General features: G+C 62.4%; 19 protein-coding genes and 2 pseudogenes. 7 read left to right on the forward strand and 14 right to left on the reverse strand.

The features are described from left to right. From GA0004734_RS17400 to GA0004734_RS26085, 5 genes and pseudogenes are all read right to left on the reverse strand, one after another. The coding region (locus GA0004734_RS17400; RefSeq protein ID WP_139056296.1) for a cellulose biosynthesis cyclic di-GMP-binding regulatory protein BcsB at positions 1–1231 on the reverse strand (1231 nt) is incomplete at its 3' end. Beyond that, positions 1228–3422, reverse strand: a pseudogene (bcsA, locus tag GA0004734_RS17405) (UDP-forming cellulose synthase catalytic subunit). The pseudogene bcsA and the gene GA0004734_RS17400, both read right to left, overlap by 4 nt. Before the next feature lie 46 nt (positions 3423–3468). Beyond that, positions 3469–4635, reverse strand: a complete 1167-nt coding sequence (gene bcsN / locus GA0004734_RS17410; protein ID WP_175386523.1) for a cellulose biosynthesis protein BcsN — start codon at positions 4633–4635, stop codon at positions 3469–3471. Between the two features lie 320 nt (positions 4636–4955). Continuing rightward, a complete protein-coding gene (locus GA0004734_RS26080; protein ID WP_175386525.1) occupies positions 4956–5132 on the reverse strand; it encodes a hypothetical protein in 177 nt (58 codons plus the stop codon). Positions 5133–5148: 16 nt separating this feature from the next. Then, complete coding sequence (locus tag GA0004734_RS26085; protein ID WP_175386527.1) at positions 5149–5301, reverse strand: hypothetical protein; 153 nt, start codon at positions 5299–5301, stop codon at positions 5149–5151. 207 nt (positions 5302–5508) lie between these two features. Between GA0004734_RS26085 and GA0004734_RS17415 the strand changes: the two genes are divergently transcribed. Both GA0004734_RS17415 and GA0004734_RS26090 read left to right on the forward strand, forming a co-directional pair. Continuing rightward, entirely contained in the window at positions 5509–6900 is a 1392-nt protein-coding gene (locus GA0004734_RS17415) for a hypothetical protein (protein WP_139056297.1), read from the forward strand. Positions 6901–7010: 110 nt separating this feature from the next. Beyond that, a complete protein-coding gene (locus GA0004734_RS26090; protein ID WP_175386529.1) occupies positions 7011–7160 on the forward strand; it encodes a hypothetical protein in 150 nt (49 codons plus the stop codon). Between the two features lie 20 nt (positions 7161–7180). On the opposite strand, the gene GA0004734_RS17420 is transcribed toward GA0004734_RS26090, so the two are convergent. Continuing rightward, positions 7181–8230, reverse strand: a complete 1050-nt coding sequence (locus tag GA0004734_RS17420) for an ornithine cyclodeaminase (RefSeq protein WP_092936418.1) — start codon at positions 8228–8230, stop codon at positions 7181–7183. Positions 8231–8352: 122 nt separating this feature from the next. Continuing rightward, entirely contained in the window at positions 8353–9159 is an 807-nt protein-coding gene (locus tag GA0004734_RS17425) for an AraC family transcriptional regulator (protein ID WP_092936420.1), read from the reverse strand. 122 nt (positions 9160–9281) lie between these two features. On the opposite strand from GA0004734_RS17425, the gene GA0004734_RS17430 reads away from it, so the two are divergent. Next, positions 9282–10487: an MFS transporter gene (locus tag GA0004734_RS17430; RefSeq protein WP_175386531.1), complete on the forward strand. Its 1206-nt coding sequence runs from the start codon at positions 9282–9284 to the stop codon at positions 10485–10487. Positions 10488–10489: 2 nt separating this feature from the next. Here GA0004734_RS17430 and GA0004734_RS17435 read toward each other — a convergent pair whose 3' ends face one another. From GA0004734_RS17435 to GA0004734_RS17465, 7 genes and pseudogenes are all read right to left on the reverse strand, one after another. Continuing rightward, positions 10490–11977, reverse strand: a complete 1488-nt coding sequence (locus GA0004734_RS17435; protein WP_092936424.1) for an aldo/keto reductase — start codon at positions 11975–11977, stop codon at positions 10490–10492. Further along, positions 11961–12116: pseudogene (locus GA0004734_RS26455) on the reverse strand (branched-chain amino acid ABC transporter permease); the annotation flags it as partial. The gene GA0004734_RS17435 and the pseudogene GA0004734_RS26455, both read right to left, overlap by 17 nt. 61 nt (positions 12117–12177) lie before the next feature. After that, entirely contained in the window at positions 12178–12978 is an 801-nt protein-coding gene (locus tag GA0004734_RS17445; RefSeq protein ID WP_245292529.1) for an ABC transporter ATP-binding protein, read from the reverse strand. A 305-nt stretch (positions 12979–13283) separates the two neighbouring features. Then, on the reverse strand, positions 13284–13727 hold the full coding sequence (locus GA0004734_RS17450; protein WP_245292530.1) for a chemotaxis protein CheW: 444 nt from the start codon (positions 13725–13727) through the stop codon (positions 13284–13286). A 23-nt stretch (positions 13728–13750) separates the two neighbouring features. Further along, positions 13751–15700 carry a methyl-accepting chemotaxis protein gene (locus GA0004734_RS17455; protein ID WP_092938106.1) on the reverse strand — a complete coding sequence of 650 codons (1950 nt, stop codon included), beginning with the start codon at positions 15698–15700 and terminating at the stop codon, positions 13751–13753. Between the two features lie 366 nt (positions 15701–16066). Further along, the gene (locus tag GA0004734_RS17460) at positions 16067–17464 is read right to left on the reverse strand and encodes a DUF4360 domain-containing protein (protein WP_092936430.1); all 1398 of its coding nucleotides are present in this window, start codon (positions 17462–17464) and stop codon (positions 16067–16069) included. An 86-nt stretch (positions 17465–17550) separates the two neighbouring features. Then, positions 17551–18141 (reverse strand): DUF4360 domain-containing protein, encoded by a 591-nt coding sequence (locus GA0004734_RS17465; protein WP_092936432.1) that lies wholly within the window; start codon positions 18139–18141, stop codon positions 17551–17553. A 1224-nt stretch (positions 18142–19365) separates the two neighbouring features. On the opposite strand from GA0004734_RS17465, the gene GA0004734_RS17470 reads away from it, so the two are divergent. The 4 genes from GA0004734_RS17470 (at position 19366) to GA0004734_RS17485 (ending at position 24749) form a co-directional block, all read left to right on the forward strand. Beyond that, a complete protein-coding gene (locus GA0004734_RS17470) occupies positions 19366–20583 on the forward strand; it encodes an AraC family transcriptional regulator (RefSeq protein WP_139056298.1) in 1218 nt (405 codons plus the stop codon). A gap of 275 nt (positions 20584–20858) precedes the next feature. After that, positions 20859–21227, forward strand: a complete 369-nt coding sequence (locus tag GA0004734_RS17475; RefSeq protein ID WP_092938108.1) for a response regulator — start codon at positions 20859–20861, stop codon at positions 21225–21227. Positions 21228–21349: 122 nt separating this feature from the next. Beyond that, a complete protein-coding gene (locus tag GA0004734_RS17480; protein WP_175386536.1) occupies positions 21350–22600 on the forward strand; it encodes a methyl-accepting chemotaxis protein in 1251 nt (416 codons plus the stop codon). Between the two features lie 217 nt (positions 22601–22817). Continuing rightward, a complete protein-coding gene (locus tag GA0004734_RS17485) occupies positions 22818–24749 on the forward strand; it encodes a methyl-accepting chemotaxis protein (RefSeq protein ID WP_092936438.1) in 1932 nt (643 codons plus the stop codon). Positions 24750–24754 lie beyond the last annotated feature (5 nt).

Here is a 24754-nt window from a genome sequence, read left to right on the forward strand (position 1 = left end):
GCGAGAGCGGAATGCGCGTCTCTCCGACGAGGATAGGCGCATCCGGTGTATTCCACGCCTTGGTGGAGAAGGTGGTGCGCGAGGTGCCCGGCGCTGCGTCAAGCGGGCTCGCCAGGGTTTCTACCGCCTGACGGAGAGCTTCCGCCGTTGGCCCGGTGACGACGAGGGTGCTCAAGCCGGGCGTCGCGGCAGGCGCAAACGTCACGGTCGGACCGACAGCAGAGCCTGCCGGCAGCGCCGGGATCAGGCCCTCGATCTCAAGCTGCGTGCCGACCAGCACAGTCAGGGTGCCGGCGACCGGTGCCGTGGGCATGGTCGCATGGAAGACAACCGTCTGGTTCGGCATCTGCACGCGCAGGGCCAGAGCCTGTGCGAGACGCAGCAGCATGTTCGACCGGCTCGGGTTCGTCAGGGCCGGCGCGACGATGTCGATCGTCGTCGCACCCGTGGCGTCGAGGCCGACGGCCGGGATATCGTCGATGCTGGAGAAGCGATTGCCGACCGGTGCGTTGAAGGTCAGATATGTCCGGCTCGGGTCGATATTGGTCCAGAGATCATAGGTCGACTGGATGCTGCAATCGGTGCGGTGCCGCTGCTGCGTGGCAAGGCGCACGACGTTCGCACCCGCCTGCAGCGCGCCGGCCGGAAGCGGCAGCACGAGATCGCTGACCGCATCGGCCGAGGCGACCGGCACCTGTCCGATGACGCTGCCGTTGAGCTCCACGGAGAAGGTGGAGGCTTCCGGCGCGACGACGATGGAGTTCTGGTAGCCGATGGTGATGGCCGTGGCGGCGCTCGCCTGTTCAGGTGTCACGTAGATCGTCCATGTCCGCCGGTCGGCCTCCCCGGAGAGGCTCAGCTTGCCGAACGGCAGGATGTAGCGGCGGCCTGCGTCCGTTTCGGAAGCTGTCTGGATACGCGGTCTTGCTTCGGCCTGCGGGGGAGCCGTTGGTTTGGCCGGCGCTGGCTGTGTTGGCTGGGGTGCCGGGCGCACGGGCGCGCCGGGCGAGACCTGGAAGGGCGCCGGCTGCGTTGCTGGTTGCTGTGGGCGTGCCTCGGGTGCCGCTGCTGGCGGCTGTGATTGCGCCTCCGGCTGGCCCGGAGAGGACGACGGTGCCGGCTGAGCCGGGGTTGCCGGCCGCTCTCGGGACATGTCGAAAGGGGTGGTCTGAGCGAGGAGCTGCGACGGCGCAAGGAGGGCGAGCGTGCAGGCGATGACGAAGGGCTTCATGGTCTCGCTGCCTCCTTCTTGACGGGGGCCGCTGCTTCCTTCGCGCCACCAAGGCTGCGGAAGAAGTAGAAGAGGCCGCGATTGGTCTGGTAGAGCGCGATGACGAAGAAGCTGATCGTGCCACGGATAAGGCCGGGATTGCGCCGCCGACCCATCTGGAATTCCGTCCACTGTGCGGAGTTCGCAAAGATGATATCAGCAAGCAGCCGCCGTTCCTGCGGTTCGCGCGGCGCGAACGTGCAGCCGACGAGCACGAAGCCCTCGCCCCGGCCGCTACGCACGATCTTGACCGGCATGGAGGACGGCGCGCCCGGGCTGAACGTCTCGACGCGGATCTCCTCCATAGCCCCCACCGTCAGCGGCTGCATGGAGCGATCGTAGACGTGGACGAGAAGACCGTTGACCGAGACGTTTTCGATGACGCCTGGGAACCACTGGTCGCCCACGCGGAATTCGCACCGCCGTTTGACGTTGACACGCCGGGACGACGACTTTTCGCGCCGTTCCGACACCACGCCCAGCGCGCAGCCGGCGAAGACGAGGTTGAGCAGGTTCCAGCCGGCGACGACCAGCGTCACGTCGGATTTGTAAGGCTCGGCATAGATCTTGTAGAACGACATGACGGTGGCGATGAGCAGCACGCCGAAGATGACGAAGAAAGGCCGGCTGATCTCCGAAAGCCTGTTGTCGCTGATCGACTCGTCCTTCGCCGTGACCTTGAACGTGGGCTTCGACGGATTGAAAATGACGGAGATGACGGCCGGCAGAAGGTGGACCGTCTGCACATATTCATAGAGTTCTGAAATCCAGGGCCAGCGGAAGCGGCCGTAGAGATAGTTCTGCATGAGCAGGTTCACGAGCATGTAGGTGGTCGTATAGGCGAGGAACTCGCCGCCGGACCCGACGAAGATCTCCAGATCGAAAAAGATGTAGAAGAGCGGCGCGAACAGGAAGACCGTGCGGGGAAACGGGAAGAGCCAGAAGAGCGTCGAGGACATATAGCAAAGCCGCTGCGGCATGCTCAGACCGCGCTTGAAGAGCGGCATGCGGAACATGAGGATCTGCATCATGCCCTGCGCCCAGCGGCTGCGCTGGCCGATGAAACTTGCGAAGGTCGCGGGCTGGAGCCCGGCGATCAGCGGTTTGTCCACATAGACGCTGTTCCAGCCGCGCGCGTGGAGCGCGAGGGCCGTTTCGCAGTCCTCGGTGATGCTGACGCCGCTGAAGCCGTTGGTGTCTTCCAGTGCGCGCCGGTTTAGCACGGCGGCGGAACCGCAGAAGAACGCGGCGTTCCACTTGTCGAGACCGCGCTGGATGATGCCGTAGAACATTTCGTTCTCGCTCGGCATCTTGTTGAAGGTTTTCAGGTTGCGCTCGATCGGGTCGGGATTAAGGAAGAAGTGCGGCGTCTGCACGAGGAAGAGGCGCGGATCCTCTTCGAAATATCCGACCGTTTCGCGCAGGAAGTCGCGGGCCGGGCATGGTCGGCGTCGAAGACGGTGATCAGATCGCCATGCGACTGGCGCATGCCGTTGTTCAGGTTGCCGGCCTTGGCGTGCTCGTTGCGGTCACGCGTGAGATAGTTGGCGTCGAGGTTTCGGCAGAGCTCCTGGAGCTCATCGTGTCGGTTCTGGGCGGCCTGCGCATCCGGGATGCTGGCCGCGTTCCGCTTCTGCAGGGTGCCGCCATCGTCAAGAAGCCAGACCGTCAGCTTCTCGGGCGGATAGTCCATGTTCTTGGCGGCGGCGAGCGTGTTGGCCAGCATATCCGCGTCTTCGTTATAGGTCGGGATGAAGACGTCGACCGATGGCGCGTAGTCGGCCGAGCCGGGGCGGGGCCGGTTCGGCGGAAGCGGCATGGAAACGATGAAAAGGCTGAGCGCCAGCATCGACACACTGTACATTTCGGCGAGATACAGCAGGAAGCCCGGAATGAAGTTCTCGAGCTGGTTGACCGGCGGCAGCGTGCTGGTGGTACGCCAGTAAACATAGCGCAGAACGATGGCCGTGCCGAAACCAAGCCCGATCAGGCGCCAGTTGCCTTCCGCCTTCAGCACCTTCAACACGGCAAGCAGTGCCATGCAGAGGAAGGCGGCAACCAGATGCGTCTGGAGGCTGACCGGCAGCGTCGTGATCGCCACGATGACGATCGACATGCAGATCCATGCAATGACGATGAGCGCCTTGACCATGATCCTAGTTTCCTTGTTCCGAATATCGCTGGATATGGCTCATGGTTTACATTTCTCCCGCACAGGAACTGGTGGGCGAGATCGTGCAGGGAACGGCCGGAATGATAGGCTGGGCCTGCAGCGGGGAAGCGCTCGACAGGCGGGTCAGGCCCTGCTGCTGCAACTGGCTCGTTGGTCTCGGTGCCTGCGGCGTTTGCGATCCGGTTGCAGGCGACGTCGCGGGTGTCGTGGTCGGATCCGGCAGGCGCGCGGTCCCCGGCAGCGTCTGTGGTTCGATATCATCCGCGGTGGGCTGGCCCGTCCTTGCCAGAGGCGAGCGCGTGACCATGTTCGGCGCGGGGATGGCGACGGCGGGAACGATCGGCCTGACGGTTTCGATGCGCGACGCCGCGGGTCGCGTGTTCTGGCTCTCGAGGCTCCGAATCGCCGGGCGAACCGGAGCGGCAGGTGTTGCGACCGGTGCCGGCGCTGGTGGCTGAAGCCGGGCGCCGGCACCTGCGGCATAGATCGGCCGGCCGAGCTGCCCGACCGTGGGGTCGAGAGGCGGAACGTTGCCATAGGGGTTCCAGCCGACGCTGTCGAAGGCGCCCGTCAGCGTATAATGGTACATCATCGATAGAAGCTCGTCGCGAGACGCACCGGTCTGGCAGAAACGGACGCGGGTCTGGATTCTGCCAAGATAGTGGAACGTGCGTACGTCATTATCCGGCGCCTTGATTTGTTGCCAACCGTAAAGGCATGCATCGCCGGAGCCCGGATTGGTCCCGTAAGCATAAGCGAAAGCGCCGTAATTGTTCTGAACGAAGCTCGGGGAAATGCTCATGCGGATGGTCGGGAACTCCGACCGCATCTCGCCCACAGCCTGCGCCGTCGTCATCAGCCCGGTCGACAGGCGAGACGCGCCGGCGAACGGCGTGGACGCGGGGCCGAAATAGCGCACCTGAATGTAGTTCTGGCCGCGACTGCGGGCATCGGTGCTCAGGATGATGTCCTGCCGGACGGCGTTGGAGAAGTTGCGCTCGATCACGCTGACGATCGCGGGGCCGCCGGGCGGCGGAAACGCCAGCGCCTTTTCGGCTGCAACTTCGGTTGGCGCCGAGGTCATTTTCAGGCCCCCCGTCTGCATGCAACCGGAAAGTGCCGAGGCGCCCAAAGCCAGAAACGCGCCCTGCGTGACGGTTCTTCCTGCAATTGCGAGAGCTGTATGAAACATGGGCGACGTGCATCCAGTGATGGAATCAGGGTTCTTCCACCTCATTTCTCGCTCGCATGGTTAACGTACAGTTAATATTCGCTAACACTTTCCTATTTGCGCGCTGCAGGGGACGATTTATGATGTTTACGTGGTTTAGACGAGACGTTTTATGCCGTCTGACGTCTGCAAAAGCACCTGCGTGATCATCCTCTGCAGCGAATCACTGTCGCGATTTATGGAAGAATGACGACGGTTCACTGGGTCTGCATCATGGGTTACGAACACTGCCTTTTGAGCCGCTCGGCTTGAGAAATGTCGCCCGTGGGACTGACGATGCGCTACTGCGCGCCCGTGGTCGGCCCGGGATTGTTCGGTGCCATCGGGCTCTGTGCGGGTGGCGTTCCGGCTGTCCTTCCCGCCGGGTCGTTCTGCGATGGGCTCATGATCAGCCAGCCGATCGCGATCATGATCACGAGAAGGATGGCGATGCTCAGGGCCGTTCGGTTCAACGCCATGTTATCTCTGCCTCTTTCAGCTTTTGCCGGGTGCCAGCATGCTCGCCTTCGGATCGACCCGGCCCGACGCGTCCTCGACACGCGTCGAAGCGGCATAGACGAACAGGATGCAGATGACCGACATGAGGACGACCACGATGACAGATTGGTTTCCAGTGCGAACTCTCATGCCGCGTAAAGCCGTCCGCGAGTCGTAAGTTCCCCTCGACGTCAGCGTTTGGCTAAGAGAGGAGCCTTCGCGCGTTAAGCATGTTGCGCATTTATCGCAGAACCGACGGCATCGGAGGCCCTCCGGGTGTATCGCCGGTCGATTTCCGCATCCTTATCGTGTAAGAGGCAATCAACCCACAGCAGTGATAGCGTGCCGCCTATGGCCATGACGTTCCTTACGAACAACACGAAGACCAGTGTCAGCTTCACCGAAGCCGACACCACGCTGGTGCTCGTCAAAGACGTGATCCTTTCGGTCACCAACAGTGGCATCGTTGCGTCCGGTCTTGCAAAGGCGCGCGCCGTCGTGGTTGATGGTACGATTTCGGCCGGTGTGTCCGGCGTCACGTTCGGCGCGGCCAATGCCGGCGACCTGAAAGGGTCCGTCGTCGTCTCGGAGACCGGATCGATCGTCGCGGGCGCCTTCGGCATATCGGCGACGGCCGTCGGCATGGATATCGTCAATCGCGGTGGTATTTTAGGCAAACAGGCCGGCGTCAGCGTGGTCGGCAGCAAAGCGAATGTCGCCAACGAGGGCACCATTTCGTCGGCAGCCGGCAGTGCTGTCTCGGTGGTGGGTGCCGCGGCCATGGTCGTCAACAACGGCCGGATGGCTGGACAGACGGATGCCGTGAAGCTTTCCGGCGACCGCATGGCCATGACGAACAACAAGGACATCTCGTCTGCCACGGCCGCTGGCATTGTCATTGATGGATTGGGCTCGACCGTGACCAATAACGGGTCGATCGGCGCGCGCGGCAATGGCATCGTGGCAACCGGCGTCGCGGAGATCATCACCAATAATGGCACGGTCGGCAGCGGTGCCAGTGCGATCGTGGCGAAGGGCAAGAACGCCGTCATCACGAACTCCGGTGCTCTGCAGGCGAGCGTCGATGGCATCGCGCTTTCCGGCGCGAACGGCACGGTGACGAACAGCAAGATGATTGCGGTCGGTGGCACGGCCGTCAGCGTTACCGCCAATGGTGCGATCGTCAACAATCTGGGCACGATAAGCGGTGCCATCGGCATCGCCGTCGTGGGTGACGCCGCGCGAGGCGCCAACAGCGGCACGATTTCCGCCTCCAAGGGCAGCGCTGTCGATTTCACCAAGGCGGATCACGCCAGCTTCAACAATAGCGGCGTGTTGTCCTCGGCGTCCGGTCTTGCGTTCAAGGGCGGCGATGGCCAGCAGTCGCTGACGAACGGCGGCACGATCAAAGGCGATGTGCTTCTGGGCGGCGGCAGCGACTATTTCGATGGCCGCGGTGGCACCGTCATGGGCAAGGTCGCGGGTGGTGCCGGCCACGACACGTATGTCATCGACAACGCCCGTACGTTGTTGGTCGAAGCCAAGAATGCCGGAAACGATCTCGTCATCTCCAGCGTCAGCTACGCGCTGGCCGATAATTTCGAGTTCCTGACGCTGGGTGGGACGGCGGCGGTGAACGCGACCGGCAATGCGCTGGCGAACCAGATCCACGGCAATGGTGCCGACAACCGGATCGACGGCAAGGTCGGCAACGATATGATCTGGGCCATGGCGGCGCGGATATTCTGACGGGCGGTGCCGGCATCGACCAGTTCGTCTTTGCCAGCGGCGACGGGCGCGATGTCATCACCGATTTCGCCGCCAGCGGCAAGGCGCATGACATTCTCGACCTGACCGGTGTGAAGGCGATCACCAGCTTCACCGACCTGATGAAAAACCATGCCCGGCAGATGGGTAGCGATGTGATGATCGATGCCACCGGTGGCGACAGCATCCTGCTCAAGGGGGTGAAGCTCGCCCATTTCGACAAGGGCGACTTCTTCTTTTGATCTCGTCGCGCGCGGGCGGCTCAGGCCGCCGCGCGCTGGAGCATGCCGAAGAGGTCGCGTGGGTCGTCGGGATCGGCGATGATGTCGATCTGCTGGAAGAAATCCGTCCCGACCAAGGCGGAACGCACATAGCGAAGTGCAGAGAAATCCTCCACTGCGAAGCCGACGCTGTCGAACAGCGTGATCTGCCGCGCATCGCGCCGGCCGGGCGCTTCGCCTCGCACGACCTTCCAGAGCTCCGTCACCGGGTAATCCGGCGCCATCTGCTGAATCTCGCCTTCGACACGGGTCTGCGGCGGATATTCAACGAAAGTGTCGGCACGCAGCAGGATATCCCGGTGCAGCTCGGTCTTTCCCGGGCAGTCCCCGCCGATCGCGTTGATATGGACTCCGCTGCCGATCATGTTGTCGGTGAGGATCGTCGCATACTGTTTGTCCGCCGTGCAGGTGGTGATGATGCCGGCACCCTCGATCGCCTGTTCGGCGCTTTCGCACGCGTGCAATGCGAGGCCCGAACCGGTGAGGTTGCGGATGGTCTTCTCGGTCGCCCTGATATCGATATCGTAAAGCCGGATCTCCGTGATGCCGAGAACGGCCTTCATCGCCAGCGCCTGAAACTCGGCCTGCGCGCCGTTGCCGATCATGGCCATCACCCGCGTGCCCTTCGGGGCGAGATGCCGTGCGGCCATGGCGGAGGTTGCGGCCGTGCGCAGCGCTGTCAGCAGCGTCATTTCCGTCAGCAGGAGGGGATAGCCTGTGGCAACATCGGCCAGCAGCCCGAAGGCGGTCACCGTCTGGAGGCCGGCGGCCATGTTCTTCGGGTGACCGTTCACATATTTGAAGCCATAGATCTCGCCGTCGGAGGTCGGCATCAGCTCGATCACGCCATCCCGAGAATGCGAGGCGATCCGTGACGTTTTGTCGAAGACCTCCCAGCGCCGGAAGTCGTCCTCAATCGTGTCGGTCAGTTCGCGTAGGACGCGTTCGATGCCCAGATGATGGACGAGGCGCATCATGTTCTCGACGCTGACGAAGGGGATCAGGGCCTTTTCGGAAGGCAGGGCAGACATGGGTGTTTCCTCGTTTCAGAGGTCGATGGTAGCAACCGCAGATGCTCACTGAAACGGCAGATGATTGTCATATTCCTTGCTGAACCAAGCAGAGTGCCAGCCGGATTGTGCAAATTGCTCGATCAGCGCGAGAGGAGATATTGCCGCGGCGGGCTGCCCATCATCCGGCGGAACATGGTGGTGAAGGCCGCGATGTTCTCATAGCCGGCATCGAGCGCGACGCTGGTGATCGAGTGCCCGGCGGCGAGCCGCGGCAGCGAGGCGAAAAGGCAGGCCTGCTGGCGCCACGTTACGAAGCTGACGCCGGTCTGGGTGCGAAAGAAGCGCGTAAAACTGCGGCGGCTCATGGCAAGCGTTGCGGCCCAGTCATCAATGCTCGCAACCGCGCGCGGCGCCTCCAGAAAGGCCCGGCAGGCAGCGGCAAGCCGCGGGTCGTTCGGAAAGGGCAGGCCGAGCGGGACTTCAGGCAGTTGCTGCATCTCGTCTAGCAGCAGATCCATGATCAGCTCCCGCCGTCGCGGCTTTGGAAAGGGCGGCGTATCGCGCACCAGTTCGTCCATCAGGTTTGCTGCGAGTGTGGTGACGTTGACCACCTTCGGCCGCTCGACGAAGGCCAGTTGCGTATCGACGTAGATCGACAGCATTTCGACCGGGCTTATGGTTTCCGATGCATGCTCTAGGCCGGCGGGAATGATCAGGCCATGGCCGGGCGGGATCATCCAGCGCCGGTCGCTGGTGCCGACCACGACCACACCGCGGCGCGCGTGCCAGAGCTGCGTCTTGCGGTGCGAGTGCAGGGGGCTGCGCATGCCGGCCTTGTAGTTCCGGCCGATCGCATAGAGCGGCTCCTGCGCCGCATCGATCCGCTTCAGGCTCTGCCGATGCTCATCGAGATCGACACCGATCGTCGGAAAATCCACAAACCGCATTTGGCCCACTCACGAAAGAAGTGGACCAGAGCGCAAAGGTAGGCCAGCGTCAAGGTCTGTAGGAAAAGCGAACGGCGCGTTATGCGCCGAAACGGACGGCCCAAACCGGGAGGAGACCCATCATGGCGAGCGTAACCACACCAAGTGGGGTCCGGGCAGACACCATGGCCTTTTCGATCATAGCGGCAGCCAGCTTCTGCCACATGCTCAACGATATCATGCAGTCGCTGCTGACCTCCCTCTACCCGCTGATCAAGGCGAACTATGCGCTCGATTTCGTCCAGATCGGCCTTCTGACCTTCGCGTTTCAGGTGACGGCATCGCTGTTGCAGCCGTTGGTGGGCGTGGTGACGGACCGTTGGCCGATGCCGTTCTCCCTGCCGGCGGCGATGCTTGCCACCTGCGCTGGGCTGTTTACGCTGGCCTTCGCCCATAGTTTCGAGGTGCTGGTCATCGGTGCCTGCCTCATCGGCGTTGGTTCCGCCGTCTTCCACCCGGAAGCCTCGCGCGTGGCTCGCCTCGCCTCGGGTGGGCGGCACGGTCTTGCGCAATCTTTCTTTCAGGTCGGCGGCAATGCCGGCACGGCCATTGGGCCGCTGCTCGCGGCGTTCGTCGTCATCCCGCGCGGGCAGGAGACGCTTGGCTGGTTCTCGATCATCGCCGTCGTCGGCTTCATCGTGCTATCCTTCGTCAGCACATGGTATCTACGCCATCGCCGCGCGACGGCTGGCCGTCCAACGCTCGACCGCGCCCTGCCGCTGCCGCGCAATCAGGTGCTGTGGACCCTGGCCGTCCTCACCGTGCTGACGGCAACGAAGAACGCCTATCTCGCCAGTCTTTCAAGCTACTTCACATTCTTTGCCATCGAGAAGTTCGGCGTCGGCGTGCAGGATGCGCAGGTCATGTTGTTCCTGTTTCTCGGAGCGTCCGCGGCCGGCGTGTTCTTCGGCGGACCGATCGGCGACCGGTTTGGCGCCCGCGTCGTCATCTGGTTCTCGATCCTCGGCGTCATCCCCTTCGCGCTGATGCTGCCTTACGCCAATCTCTTCTGGACCTCGGCGCTTGTCATCGTCATCGGCTTCATCTTCTCCTCCGCGTTTTCCGCCATCGTGGTCTTCGCGCAAGAACTGGTGCCGGGCCGTGTAGGGCTGATCGCCGGCATGTTCTTCGGCTTCGCCTTCGGGTTCGGAGGCATCGGCGCAGCCGTCCTCGGCCTGTTTGCCGATCGCTACGGCATCGAGTTCGTCTACCGGCTCTGCTCCTACCTGCCGCTGCTTGGCCTGCTCACTGTCCTGCTGCCGAAGCTGCCCGGTCGAAAGCGCGCCTGAGGCTACAGACTGATGCTACCGCCTGCGGCTCCGTCGCAGATGGCTTCCGCCTCAATCTCGACCGCGTAATCGCCGATCAGATTGCCCGCCTCCATCATCGTGTTGGCGGGCAGGACGGTGCCGAAGACGCGGCCGTGGGCGCGGGAAACCGGCTCCCATTGGCTGGCGTCGCGCAGATAGACGCGGGTCCGCACCACATCTTCCATCGATCCGCCGAGCGCGGCGATCGATGCGGCGATCTTGTCGAGGATGTAGGTTGCCTGCGCTCCCGCATCCCCCGGCGCGACGCAGCGGTCGGCTGCATGCGTGGCCGTCGTGCCGGAGACGTGGATGCGGTTGCCCACGCGGACGGCGCGGCTGTAGCCGGCGATCGGCTCCCAGATGCTGCCGGAGGAGACACGGCTGCGTCCCGGCCGGCCCGGAACCGGCTCGGCGGTGTAGATCGAGGGAATGGCACTCAGATGATGGCTGAGATCGCCGGAGGCGGTAAGGAACGGCGGCTTGCGATATTCATCGCCGCAATCGCCGGGGATGGGCTGGGTGGCGGCGAAAGCCTCGTTAAGATCCGCATGGTCCTGCGCGTCGAGCGAGAAGCCGAAAACGTTCAGATTGTCGCCGCGATGCTCGTTTTCTCCAAGCCGCGCGCCGATGATCGTGGCGGCAACGGCTGGATGTTCTAGAACCCAGCGGCTGGCGACGTTCGACAGAGAGACATGATGTCGCCGGGCGATCCGCGATGCGGCTTCGAGGATGCCCTGAAACGCGGCCCAGCCGCCGGCCGTGTCGATGAAGCGCTTGTATTTCGAGCGGCTCCAGTCGGGTATCGTTTCCGGTTCCGGCGCACCCAGCCATTTTTCGGAGAGAAAGCCCCCGCAGAGCGAGCCATAGGCCAACAGCTTGACGCCGCGCTTCTGGCAGAGATCCGACAAGGCGCCTGCGGCACGGCGGTCGACCAGCGAGAACGAGACCTGATTGGTCGTGATCTCGATGCCGTCGGACAGCGCCAGCGCCAGATGCCCCGCGTCGAAATTCGTCAGGCCCAGCGCGCCGATGAGGCCTTCTTGCTTCAGCCGCTGCATCTCGTTGAGGGCATCCAGCCAGGCGGGGTGCTGGAAGGTCCACCAATGAAACTGCAAAAGGTCGATCCGCTCGACCCCGAGCCGGGTCAGACGTTCCTCGACGCCGCGCCGCACGATATCGCGCGTCATCGGGCCGGGCTCGGGACACCACTTCGTGAAGGCGACCGGTCGCGGTGCATTCGGGTAACGCGACAGGAGACGGCCGGTGATCACCTCGGCCGAACCATAGTGATCGGCCATATCGAACGTGTCGAAACCGTTTCGAGCATAGGCCTGCAAGGCGTCTGCACCCATGTCCGGATCGATCGTCGTGCCGTTCTTTTCGATGTCGGCGACCTGCCAGAGGCCGCAGACGAGGCGGCTGATCTCCAGATCGGGTGTGAGGCGAATGCGGTCAGGGCGCTCGGTCATCAGGACGTCTCCCGGGCCTGCGCCCGCGTTTTTCGCGGCGGCCGAGCGCGCTGCGCTCGCCCAGAATGCCGCGGGGCCGAAGAAGAAGGATGGCGCAAAGGCCGACGCCGATTGCGACGATCTGCAAGGATGCGGCGCGTATCCAGCGACGAGCGCGTGAATATCGAGTGCCGGACCCATCGGCGGAGCCGAGACGGCGCTCATGCCATGGCTCCGAGATAGGCCTCGATGACAGCGGGATCGCGCGCGACCTCTGCCGGGCTACCCTCGGCAAGCGGCCTGCCCAGCGCCATGGCGACGACCCGCGAGCAGAGACGGGAGACCATGTCCATATTGTGCTCGATCAGGAGGATGGACGTGCCCTCCGCGTTCAGCCGCCGCACGCGCTCGATGATGGTCTCCAGCAGGGCCGGGTTGACGCCGGCCGCGGGCTCGTCGAGCAGGATAGCGGTCGGATCCGCCATCAGGATGCGCGCCAGTTCCAAGAGCTTGCGCTGTCCGCCGGAGAGAACCCGTGCCGGCTGGTGTTCGAGATCCGACAGGGTGACGAAGGCGAGAAGCGCGCGTGCCTTCTCGACCGCCGCCTTCTCCTGTCGTCGCACATGGGCGACGCGCAGAAAATTGGCGAGCAGCCGCTCCCCGTCCTGGCGCTGCGCGCCCGCGAGCACGTTTTCGAGCACGGTCATTTCGAGGAAAGGTCTCGGGATCTGGAACGTCCGCCCGATACCGAGGCCGATCCGCTGTTCCGGCCGATCCTGCGATGCGTCGCGCCCGCCGATCCGGATCTCGCCCGATGTCGGTTTCAGCGTGCCCGCAATGAGGTTGAAGAGTGTCGTCTTGCCAGCCCCGTTCGGCCCGATCAGCCCAACCATCTCGCCGCGCGCCAGCCGCAGCGACATCCTGTCGACCGCCGTCATCCCGTCGAACCGCTTGACGAGATTGCGGGCATCGATAACGGAACTTTCAGCTGCCGGCGTTTTCGAGGCGATCTGGAATGGCAAGCGAGGGATTCCGAGGCTGCAATGAATTCAGTGATTTACGCGATGGTAGTCAGTTTTCGAATAGCCGAGACGGACTTTAGAATGGCCGACTATACCAAGATGCTGATAACACTAAAAAAAAGGCACAGCTAGGCCACCGGGCAACAGCGTTCCGGAAGTTCGGCTTTACGCTGCGGGTGTTGCAGACTTTCGACAGTTGGAGCCGTGTTTCAGCCGGGTGCCTGGCCATCATCGAACTGTGTTGGCTGAAACCAAAAGATATCGACCGGCCGTGAGATGGTCGGTCGATATTTTGGTGAAGCCGCTTACGCTGCGAGCAACAATTCCGCTTCACTTCTGTTGAACATACGATCGAGGTTCAGGAAGCAGATCATGCCGCTTGGCTGGACGATGATGCCATCGGAGAAGGCCGTCGCACCGGACGACGTGATGTCGGGAACCGGCTGAAGCAGGTCCGCGGAGACCATGAGGATATCCGAGACCTGGTCCACGAGAAGCCCCATCACCATGCCGTGCACTTCCGTAACGACGATGGCACTGCGCTCGGTCGGTTCGGCACCGGACATACCGAGCTTGAGCGCGAGGTTGATCACGGGAATGACCGTGCCACGAAGGTTCATGACACCCAGGACTTCCGAGGGAGCCTGGGGAATGGGCGTCACGGGTGCCCATCCGCGAATCTCGCGGATGGTGACGGTCCGGACGCAGAACTCCTGATCGTGGAGCCGGAAGGCTATGATTTCCAGCATTGCCGAGTTCGCCGCATGTAGCATCAGAATTCCCTCCATCCATCGTTGACTGCTGTGTTTCCGGCCGATGCCCCGGCAGCCTTGCGGGGACGCGCAGCCGGCTGTGCGTTGGCGTAGCGCGGCGTGTTTGCCGCCTTCATGGTCGCCGCCGCGTGACGCAGTGCCGACGATTGTGCGCCGGTGTTACCGAGAACAAACTGCCCGATGAGGTGGCGGAGATTGCTGCTTTCACTTGCCAGGGTGACGCCGGCGGCACTGGTTTCCTCGACCATGGCAGCGTTCTGCTGCGTCACCTGGTCCATCTGGTTGACGGCGATGTTGACTTCGCTCAGTCCGACGGACTGCTCCCGGGCGGACGTGGCGATCGAGTCCATGTGCTGATTGATCGTGATGATGTAGCCTTCGATCGTCTGCAGGGCCAGGCCGGTTTCGCTGACCAGCTGAACGCCGTTCTGGACTTCGACGGATGAATTGCGAATGAGCTCCTTGATTTCCTTTGCCGCTTTGGCGGAGCGCTGCGCCAATTCCCGCACCTCCTGGGCAACAACGGCAAAGCCCTTGCCCGCATCGCCGGCACGCGCCGCCTCGACACCGGCGTTGAGCGCCAACAGGTTGGTCTGGAAGGCAATCTCATCGATGACGCCGATGATGTTGGAGACTTCGTTCGAGGACGCTTCGATCTTGCCCATGGCTTCGACCGCCTGGGCGACCACCTTGCCCGATTGGCTGGCGCTGGAATTGGCCTGCACGGCGACCGCGCGTGCTTCGTCGGCCCGCTTGGAGGAATTTGAGACGTTGGCCGTGATCTGGTCGAGGGCGGCTGCGGTCTCTTCGAGCGACGCGGCCTGTTGTTCCGTGCGCTTGGACAGGTCGTCGGCACCGCGGCTGATCTCCTGCGAGCCGCCATCGATCGAACCGGCAGCCTGCGCCACGGAACGAAGCGTCTCACCCAGCTGGCTCACGGCATTGTTAAGGTCGTGGCGCAGGGCCTCGAAATCGGGCGAAAACGGCTCGTTCAGTTGGAAGGTGAGGTCGCCTGCAGCCAAGCGCTTCAGGCCGCTGGCGAGGCCCGACGTGGCCTCGTTCAGACGCTGCTGGGCAGCGGCCTCGGCTTCTGCCGTCAGGCGAATGCGGTCGGCTTCGGCCTGCCGTCGGACGGCTTCGGCGTCCTGCTCCAGCTGACGGTTGACGATGGCCGCCTGACGGAAAACCTCGACGGCGCCGGACATCTCGCCGACTTCGTCGGCGCGTCCGCTGCCCGGAATCGTGATGTCGGTTCGTCCCGCCGCAAGATAGCGCATGGCATCGTTCATGCCGCGCACGGGTCGAACGAGACCGACGTTCAGAACGATCAAAGCGAGAACGGAGACCAGCAGCGTGCCAGCACCGCCGGCGATATTGTTGAAGCGGCCGGACGCGGCTGCAGCCGCGGCCGCCTCGGCGCGAACCTCCAGCAGACCGGTTTCGACCTTGATCATCTCGCTAACGGTTGCACGGATGCCATCCATCGCGGCTTTGCCAACGCCACTCGTGACGATGGCCCGGGCCTGGTCGCGTGTTGCGGCGTTCGCCATGAGGGCAAGTTCCGGCTTGGAGACTTTCTCATGCCAGTCTGCGACGAAGGCTTCCAGCGTGTCCAGGCGCTTCCGTTGCGCAGGGTTGTCCGATGTCAAGGTTCGGACGTTTTTTAGAGCCGCGTCATAGGCAGCAACACCGGCCTTCTGTGGCGCCAGGAATGCCTCATCGGCCGACACGAGATATCCGCGTATGCCGGTCTCCTGATCGACCATGCTCGCGGTGATGCCGTTCAGGGCGTTGATGACCTTATACGTGTGGTCCGTCATTGCCGCCGTCTGCTCAAGCTTGGAGAGGGACGCATAGCTGGAGTAGCTGACCCCCATGCTGATCAGGATCAGCATGCCGAGGGTTGCGGCGATCTTTGTAAGAATCTGGAGGTTGTTGAAGAAGGACATCATGGGCTCGCTGATTTTATGTCTTGCCGAGGACGGTGTGAGACAGACGACTGAGCAACGCACGGGAGAACAACACCAGCCAAAGGGAGAACTGAGCCTGCCGCTGGCATCGAGTATTCTAAATGACGAAAATAGTATAAGAATGCGTAAATAATACGATAGAAGAAGTAGGGGTTCGACTGGTTGCTTTCTTCGAATGGAAGCGCTCAACCCGAGAGAGCGTCCCTTTTGGTGCCTGAAGGCGGGAATTGAACGCTCGGAAACCGCGACAAACTCTTTCGCGCAAAAATTGAAGGCCGCAAGCAGCAGGCACATACCGTTGTCGGGCGGATCGCGCGGCGACCATGAACGCCGGGCAGGTTCCGACTAGAACGCAGCCTTCAGTTGCGCGCCGACGTTCCATTCGGGATCGTCGTACTGGCGGAAGGTGGCAGCGACCGAGGTGTCCAGGCGCCAGACGTCGTCCAGCCGAACGCCGATGCGGCCGCCTGCGGAGGCGAACGTCTGGTCGCGGGCGCGGCCCGAGACATCGCCGACCCAATCGACGGAGGCACGAACGGCCTTGTCGTCGGCGAAGATGCGGCCGACGGCACCAGAGAGCGTATAGTCCAGCCGGCCTTCGGTCTGGTGGCTCCAGGCAAGTTCGGCGCTGACGATGTTCTCGCTCGACGTTCCCCCGTGGACGGTGGCCGCGAAGAGGTTTCTGTCCGTTGCCGTCTCGCTGTAGCCGTCGAGATCGAGCCATGCCTTGGTGAAGCGTGCCGAAAGTACGATCTCGTTTGCTTGGTCGGGTGCGAATACCGCACCGATCCGTCCGTAGGAGCTGAAAAGCGAGCCATCGGTCGTACCGCCAGCGGAAACAATATTGTCGACGTTGAGATAGCTGCGCGACAGATCCGTCGTGACGTTCGGCGAGCCCCAGAGGCCGACTTCGCCGAAGGCGCGCCAGGTTGCCTGCGGCGTCGTGTAACGGACCGCGCCCGCAAGCAACGCCAGCGTATCGACCGAGACGTCGTCGTCGTCGGGATTGACGATCGCTGCGCCGCCGAGAACGGTGATGCCGCTTCCGGCTTCCCAGCGGCCCTTGAAGCCTGCCGCCGCGCTGGACGATCCGAAGAGGCTGATCGCGCTGCCCGCATCGAAGCGTTCGCCCTCGCCGAGCAGTCCTTGTGCCGTGCCGATGAGTTCTGCAGCAATCGCCTGTCGCTGGCGCGCCAGCTGGTCCGTCGAGGCCGTGACCGATGACAGCGTGGTAAAGCCGAGGCGCGTGATATCGACCGTGTCGAGAAGCAGGCTGGCATCAGGATTGTCGGGATCGATCGGTGCCGTCGTTTCCACGACGACCGTCAGGCCGAGCGTGTCGGAGCCCGACGTGCCGACCTTGCCGCCGGTCGCGACATCGTCCTGCAGCGGTTCTGCTACCCGGTACTTCAGAACCTGACGGCCGTCCTGCAGGGTGACGATCTGCGCGGCCTGCCCGTCTTCCGTCGTGACGAAGCCGCGATAATCGACGCCATAGACGGTGAAGCCATCGGCTCGGGTCACGGGGATATTCAGCTGGCAGGTGCTGGTCGCGCGTGATGTGCCGGCACCGCTGCCGGCGGTGGCCGAAAAGTCGTCGAAGAGCACACTGGTCGCATTGCCGTCAGGCGAGGTGACGCTGGAGAACGTCCCATCCGCGCATCCGTCTGCGGCATCGGCCCGGCCGGGCGAAGTGGCCGCAATGCTCATGAGACAGAGGGCGAACGATGTGCTGTGGCGCATGGACGGTTCTCACGGGCAGGACGACAGGACAGGCAGTGAAGCAATCGGCGCGGGCGGCACTTTCATGCAATCCGCGCCGGATCATGTTAGCGGCAGGTCTTCCACTGCAGCTGATAGACGATGGCGGCCTTCACGTCCTGCGTATCGACAGTCGACATGGCTTCCTGCCCACGCGTCGTGTTGACGCGGATGCTCGAGTTGGTCCGCAGGTTGACGTCTTCGCCGCAGGCCGACCAGATCATGGAATCCGCCACGATCTTGTTGGAGATCAGGTAATCCTGTTCACTTGGGCCGGAGAAAGTCTTGACGAAGGTCGGTCCGCGCGTTCCCGCGAAGAAGTATTCGACGTTGAACTGAGAGCGGGCGCCACGCGGCAGCTGGTTGAAGCCGCGATAATCGACCGCGAGAACCGACACGCTGCGGCCCTGGGGCACGTGAACCGGGATGGCCACGTTGCAGGTCTTGCGATCCATGTTCTTGCCCGTATCACCGCCGGCCTGGACGATGTAGTTGTCGAACAGCAGGCTCAGCGCCTTGCCGTCCGGACTGATCGTGGCGGAGACGCTGTCCGACGGGCACCCGCTACCGCCATAGCCGGGTACGCCGAGGGAAATGTCGTCGGCATAGGCCGCGGACGAGATGAACAGCGACGCCAGCAGGAGACCAAATCTCTTCATTGAACTTCCTCGTTTGGTAGGTGAGCATCAAGCCCTGGCAGGAAAATAGGTGTGCCAATATGAACCGTGGCTGAGCAATCCGTTCGGCTGCAATTCACATCGGAAGGCGCTAGAAGTAGAGCGGCGTGATTAAGAGAGCTTTAATAAAACGCGGTCGAAACCGCGCCATTTAATGGCAGCATCGTGGCTGTCGTCGCGCGCCGTGCCGGAAGCACCAGCTTACGGGGGAGACGACGATAAGGAAGGAAATGCAATGAGGCGACGGTCTCTCGCACCGAAGGCGGTGATCCTCTTGGGGACGGCTACCCTGCTTTGGGGGTGCTCGACACCGCAACCCCCGACCGAAGTTTCGCCACGACCGGCAAGCTCGTCGCAGGCTCTGCTGGACCACCAGCGCAAGCAGGCGATCCGTGCCCGGGAAGGCGGCTACGAACGGCTTTATCGCCCTCGAGTCTGCCGCTCGAACATCGGTGCCTGCGCCCGCTGACGTTCGAGGTTTCTACCGAACGACGGCGAGCGAAGCTCGTCAGTCTCCGCATCCTTTCCGCACGCCTTGCATGCCCAGGAGCCAAAGCCCATCACCTCGTCGGCCGTAACGACCGGCGGCATGGACCGACGCGAGGTAATCTCGCAATATCGCACGCGCCGATGTGGTAACCCCTAAAAGGTGTGCGTTGCACTCGAGCTTGCTGCATTGCACCTTATATGCAGAGAAGCTGACATTTCGAGCATGTTCTCTGGTAGGAAGCGACGCCGTAAAGTTCTCAACATGATGCGCCACACGCCTAGTCAATGAAGAGATCACCCTTCCGGTGAATGACGGGCCGCCGGCGCGATCAGGAGCGCACAGATCAGCGTTGTCCGTGGCCCACGCTCCTTTTCGAATGCCGCCGCCCGATACCGCACATAGTGGTTGTCGCCGTCGCCTTGAGCCTCGTCCGCTCTGGCGGGCGAGGCTGGTGGTCGTTCTTTCGCAATACTCTGCACGAACCAAGGGGGGTCGGTCGATCGGTGGCGACCTCTTTCGGCGGATGATCTCGCGCCTCGTATGCGATACTCTGCCGTCTAGCAGACCGGGATCGTGTCGCCCGTGCGGGATGAGCGGATAAATCCCTAAATTTGGTATTTTTTTATGAATCATGTCTTCACAATAGGTAAACAATATACGATATTCTAATTCTGCAACTGGAGGCATCTCATTCCGGTTATCTCGTTGCCGATACGTTGTCGGAGGGAAGTGACAGATCTGAGGCGCGGCTCGCCCGAAGAACCGCCGAGCTGGTCTTACGCCCGCGTGACGTACACGTCTGCTCATCTTACGCGACACAACGAGCCCGGTTCGCCGAACAGAACGTCATTTTGACGACAAGCCGATCATGCGGGAAAAAGCCGAGCGTCAGAAGCATTCGGCGCCAACATTTCGAGATGGAAGTGTATAGGAACATAGGCATATTCAACGAACAGGACCATGGCCCAAGTTCGCCCGAAGGAAATTCCCAGAAGCTTCCCTCGCTCACCTTTTCGGGAGGCGCAGTGTCCGTGTCGGGATATCGACTGGATATCGATGACATCCTGATAGAAAGTCACAGCCTCCGGGGCCGGCTCGAGATCACGGCCCATCCGCAATCCGAGAGAAAGATATTCCTCTTCTGTTACACCGACGGCTTCGTGCGGCAGTTGCCGAGTGGCGCGGCGGAGGCCCATAGCATGGTTGCGCTACCGGCAGGGCAGCCGGAGACGCTGTGGCTCGGCGATCATTGCGAATATGTGTCGGTCAGCATTCCCACCGCCCTCTTTCAGAAGCGCCTCTCCGTCCTGCTGGACAGACCGGTCGAGCGCAGCCTCGAATTCGTAAGCTTTCCGGACGGGGATCTCGAGAGCCTGGATATTCTGCGAGACCAGTTGCAGGTTCTGCCGGCCCAGCCGATCCTGAGGACGAAAACGCTTCTCGCCTCGCGCAACGAGAGCCTGAGAAACTTGCTTGTCGATTGTTTTCTCCAGCTTTTTCCCAACAATTACCTGGCCGTGTTGAGCGACGACCTGCCGACGGTCGCGCCGCGGCACGTCAAGCGGGCGCTGAGCCACATTCATGGAAACCCCCACCGCCATATCGCGCCGCAAGTGCTCGCAGACCTCAGCTCCGTCAGCAAACGCACGCTCCAATACGCATTCCAGTCCGTCACCGGACAGACCATCACGGACTACCAGCGGCTTCTTCGCCTAGGCCGGGCTCATGAGATGGTCATTTCACAGGTCGAGATTCCCCTGAAGGCGGTTGCTGACATCTGGGGTTTCGGATCTTATGCAGCCTTCGGCCAGAGCTTCAAGAAGGCATTCGGCCTTTCTCCTGCCGAGGCGCGCCGCGCCCGGGAGCATAGCGGGAAGGTTTCTCCCCGCGAACAATCGGCTTCGGGTACGATCCTTCCCGAAGGCAAGCGATAGCGCATTCTTCGCTCAAGGCGGTGCGCCTGTGCCTTGCCGAACCGACGGTTGCGCGCGGGAAGTGCATCCGTCCCTTGCCCATGCGCAACAATACATCGCAAGTGCAGGAAACCATTCCGCATCCTGCAAATATAAGCAATCATCAATCATTGAAACGCATCACTGACTCCATTCGCCGGCGGTTGTGCCGGTTGGCACGGTGCCGCCTTGCATCTCTGTACATGCAGCAGAGCCACGGTCCCGTGCTCGAAGACGAGACCGATGAGGAAACGACGATGAAGCCTATTCTGCTTGTGGACGATTCAACCACGATGCTTGCAAGCCTTTCCAGCATTCTGACAAAGGCAGGCCTTGCCTTTAAAACAGCGGCGCATGGTCAGGAGGCGATCGACAGCGTCACGCGCGGGCTGGCACCTTCGCTGGTCATCACCGATTACCACATGCCGGGCATGCATGGCGTCGAGCTCATCTCCCGGCTGCGGAAGCTTCCCACGACCCGGTTCACGCCCATGCTCGTTCTGACGACGGACTCGCAACAGGACAAACGCGCGGCTGCAAAGGCAGCGGGCGCGACCGGCTGGCTTGTGAAACCGGTCGATCCGGCAGCGCTGCTGCAGGTTGTTCGCCAGGTCATGGTTACCTGAGGCAGCACATTGTCCCGTCGCCGCGTCCACGCCAGCCGGAAGTCTCCAGAATGAAGCTTTTACGATCAAAACGCAGAACGGTGGCTCTCGCAGCGCTTGCAGGGATATTTGCGGCTTGCGGGATGCTGTTTCCGCAGACGCCTCTTCCGCTGCTGGTCTTCACCATCGGAGCCCTTCTCGTGGCGGCGTTCCGTACAGGGCAGATCGTCGGAGGCCGCACGGCCCGGGCGAACCGGAGCGCCGATGCTGCTTTCGCAATCGATCAGGACAGCAGCGCCGAAAGCGTGGAGGCGACGATGCGTCTCGCGCTGGAGCAGGACGATCGCGCCGGCAATGTGATCGATTTCCAAACCGTGGTCGCAGAAAGAAGCGGCATCGCGGAACCGTTGGCGGACGACATGGATCGGATCGTCGCACAACTCGGTGAATATCCTGCTTATGTCGATCTCCTGAAGCGTCAGCTTCATTCCGTCACGACCGTGAGTCAGGATGCCGCGGAAAGCCTCCTGAAAAGCCTCCTCGACGTCGATCAGCGCGTCACCACGCTCATGGGTTTCCTGCAGAGTGCTGGTTCAAGCGATAGTTCGGAGCGCATTCTTGGACGTATCGAGGATCAGCTGTCCGGCTGTCGGCAGCATCTCGTCAACCTGGGAGACGAACAGAAACAGTCCTCACTGGATGCCGTCGCTTTCCAGTCCAAGCTGGCGGCAGAAACCGATAGCGTTCTCCAGGTCCTCGACGGCGTGCAGCAGATTGCGCGACAGACGACGATGTTGTCCCTCAACGTCTCGATCGAGGCTGCGCGTGTCGGCGATCTGGGCAAGGGCTTTGCGGTCATCGCCCATGAAATCCGTTCGCTCGCAGGCGAGGTTCAGCATCTCGCCGACAACGTCCATGAGCGGGTCTCCGGGCTGATATCGTCCGTCGGTGCAGATCTGAGGGAGCAGTCGCAGAAGCGGCAGGATACCGAGACGCTCGCCATGGGCAAGGTCACGGACGCGCTGGGTCTCCTAACCACCAATCTGGTCCTGCTTCTGCAGCATCAGCGCGAAGTCCTTGGCCGTGTGAAGGCCGAGAACGAGGACATCGCCCAGCCGATCATGGCGATGATGGGCAGCATCCAGTTTCAGGATATCGTGCGCCAGCAGATCGAGCAGATTACGTCGATGGCTCAGGAGGTCGAGACGCATGTCGGCGAAATGCGTGACGGTCTGGCAACACCGTCCACCATCCAGCAGATCGAGATGCTGACCGAAAGGCTCGACAGGCTTTCCTCGTCCTATGTCATGCGCGAGCAGCGCGATATCCACAGCGCGGTGCTTGGACATGGCGGGTCAGCCGCTGCCGCCGTCGTCAGCATCGAGCTTTTCTGATGTCAGAACGCCGTTTTTCTGGGTCGTTCCCGCATCCGTCTAGAGGGCGCACGAGCCTGGGAAAGGGTTGCGCTGTATTGCTCAGGTGAACATCTATTGCCGGAGCGCAATATAAGAGCCCACTCAATCAGTCAAAGGACAGAAATCCAATCTCGCACAAGCTCTAATGGAAAACCTTCGCCTGCCTTTCATAGGTTTACCCCCGGCGGAGACATTGATGACCCTCGTTAAGAAATACCAGAAGCAGATCAGCGACGCGATGGCCGGCCCGGTGCCGACGCGTGCCGGCAGCGCGTCCACCTCCCGCGATGCCGACCATCAGCGCAAGCGCGCCCGCACCCTCGCCAAGCAGCAGCAGGCTGCAGAGCGCATCGCAGCGGCCACGGCCGAGATCGCAGCGGGCATCAATGAAGCCGCGTCGGCTGCAGAAGAACTGAAGCGCGCTTCCGACCAGATCGCAGCGGGCGCCACGGAGGCTTCCAATGCGGCCCAAGAGTCGCTCATCGCCTGCCGCCAGATGGGTGACTCGATTACCCGCCAGCTGCGCGCCTCCGAAGTCGGCCAGACAAAGATGGAAAGCACGCAGGCGACCGTCCTGCGGACGAGCAACGAAGTTGGTGCGCTGATCGCGAACGTCGGCGTCGCTGCTTCGCGCCAGAAGGCCTCCGTCGAGCTGATCGCCGAACTTGAAAAGCAGGCGGCCAACATCGGCGATATTGTCAAGGCCGTCGGCCGCATCGCCGACCAGACCAACCTTCTCGCTCTCAACGCTGCCATCGAGGCCGCCCGTGCCGGCAAGCACGGCAAGGGCTTCGCGGTCGTCGCAGACGAAGTTCGCACGCTCGCCGAGACATCCGAGAAGTCGGCCAAACAGATCGCCGATCTCGTCGGCCAGATCCAGGTCGATGTGAAGAGCATTACCACCGGCATCAACGCTTCCGCAGAGGCGATCAACGACGAAATCGAGAAAAGCAAGCTCGTGACCGAGCAACTGGAGCAGATCCGGCTCGACGCGATCCAGGTGGTCACCGGCATCCGCGAGATCGCTTCCGGCGCCGTCCAGTCGAACGCAGCGGCCCTTCAGGCTCTTAAAGGTTCCGAAGAGATCGCGGCCGCAGCCGAAGAACAGTCGGCCGCCGCCGAGGAGTCGGCAAAGTCCGTGCAGGAACAGTCGCAGGCGCTGGCACAGTGCGAGCAGACTGCGCAGATCTTGACCGAACTGGCCGAAGACCTGAAGAACTCGACCGATATCTCCAAAAGCTCCGAGGAAATGGCCTCGTCGTCCGAGGAACTGTCGTCTGCAATCCAGGAAATCAACCGCTCCTCGAGCCAGGTGCAGACCGCACTCGACGAAATCCGCCGTGGCTCTCAGGCCTCGGCTTCGGCGACCGCCGAGTCAGCGGCTGCCATGGGCCAGATCGAGCGCGGGCTGGAAATCGCGCAAGGCCGCGCGACCGAAAGCGTCGATCGACTCACGGCTATGAAGAACCTGCTGGAACGTAACAAGACCTCGGTCGATGCGCTCATCGGCGGCATCCAGAACTCCGCCACCTCGATCCGCATCAGCATCGGTCAGGTGAAGGATCTCGCCGTCGTCTCCCGCCGCATCGACAAGATCGTCGAAGCGATTGCCACCGTCTCGGTCCAGACGAACATGTTGGCCGTCAACGGCTCGATCGAAGCCGCGCGTGCCGGCGAGTTCGGCAAGGGCTTTGCCGTCGTTGCCACCGACATCCGTAATCTCGCTCGAGATTCCGCCGAGAATGCCGACCGGATCAAGGACCTCGTCAAGGCGGTGCAGGATCAGATCCATGCCGTGAGCCGCGATCTGGACGAGATGGTCGAAGCCGCTCTTAGCGAGGTCGAAAAAGCCAAGACCACGACGGCGAACCTCTTGTCCATCGAAGTCGAAGTTGCCGACGTCCAGAACGGCGCGAGTGAAATCCTCGCCAGCGCCAACGAGATCGCGGCCGCCATCGCACAGACCAAACTGGGAATCGATCAGATTTCGGCAGCGGCCCAGCAGTCTGAACGGGCGGCCGACGAAGCATCGACTGCCGCACGCCAGCAGTCGCAGGGTGCGGAGGAACTCGTTCGGGCTGTAGAGGAAATCGCCTCGCTCGCCGACGAACTTCAGACCGCAGCCTGATCGGA

The sequence above is a fragment of the Rhizobium sp. 9140 genome, from assembly GCF_900067135.1.
GTDB lineage: Bacteria > Pseudomonadota > Alphaproteobacteria > Rhizobiales > Rhizobiaceae > Ferranicluibacter.

Coding starts and splice junctions, on each gene's coding strand:
- GA0004734_RS17435 (WP_092936424.1), bottom strand. CDS start 11,977: ATGACCGAGCGCCCTGACCGCATTCGCCTCACACCCGATCTGGAGATC.
- GA0004734_RS26085 (WP_175386527.1), bottom strand. CDS start 5,301: ATGAGAGTTCGCACTGGAAACCAATCTGTCATCGTGGTCGTCCTCATG.
- GA0004734_RS26080 (WP_175386525.1), bottom strand. CDS start 5,132: ATGGCGTTGAACCGAACGGCCCTGAGCATCGCCATCCTTCTCGTGATC.
- GA0004734_RS17430 (WP_175386531.1), top strand. CDS start 9,282: ATGGCGAGCGTAACCACACCAAGTGGGGTCCGGGCAGACACCATGGCC.
- GA0004734_RS17425 (WP_092936420.1), bottom strand. CDS start 9,159: ATGCGGTTTGTGGATTTTCCGACGATCGGTGTCGATCTCGATGAGCAT.
- GA0004734_RS17480 (WP_175386536.1), top strand. CDS start 21,350: ATGCTGTTTCCGCAGACGCCTCTTCCGCTGCTGGTCTTCACCATCGGA.
- GA0004734_RS17475 (WP_092938108.1), top strand. CDS start 20,859: ATGAAGCCTATTCTGCTTGTGGACGATTCAACCACGATGCTTGCAAGC.
- GA0004734_RS17465 (WP_092936432.1), bottom strand. CDS start 18,141: ATGAAGAGATTTGGTCTCCTGCTGGCGTCGCTGTTCATCTCGTCCGCG.
- GA0004734_RS17415 (WP_139056297.1), top strand. CDS start 5,509: ATGACGTTCCTTACGAACAACACGAAGACCAGTGTCAGCTTCACCGAA.
- GA0004734_RS17455 (WP_092938106.1), bottom strand. CDS start 15,700: ATGTCCTTCTTCAACAACCTCCAGATTCTTACAAAGATCGCCGCAACC.
- GA0004734_RS17460 (WP_092936430.1), bottom strand. CDS start 17,464: ATGCGCCACAGCACATCGTTCGCCCTCTGTCTCATGAGCATTGCGGCC.
- GA0004734_RS17420 (WP_092936418.1), bottom strand. CDS start 8,230: ATGTCTGCCCTGCCTTCCGAAAAGGCCCTGATCCCCTTCGTCAGCGTC.
- bcsN (WP_175386523.1), bottom strand. CDS start 4,635: ATGTTTCATACAGCTCTCGCAATTGCAGGAAGAACCGTCACGCAGGGC.
- GA0004734_RS17450 (WP_245292530.1), bottom strand. CDS start 13,727: ATGCTGGAAATCATAGCCTTCCGGCTCCACGATCAGGAGTTCTGCGTC.
- GA0004734_RS17485 (WP_092936438.1), top strand. CDS start 22,818: ATGACCCTCGTTAAGAAATACCAGAAGCAGATCAGCGACGCGATGGCC.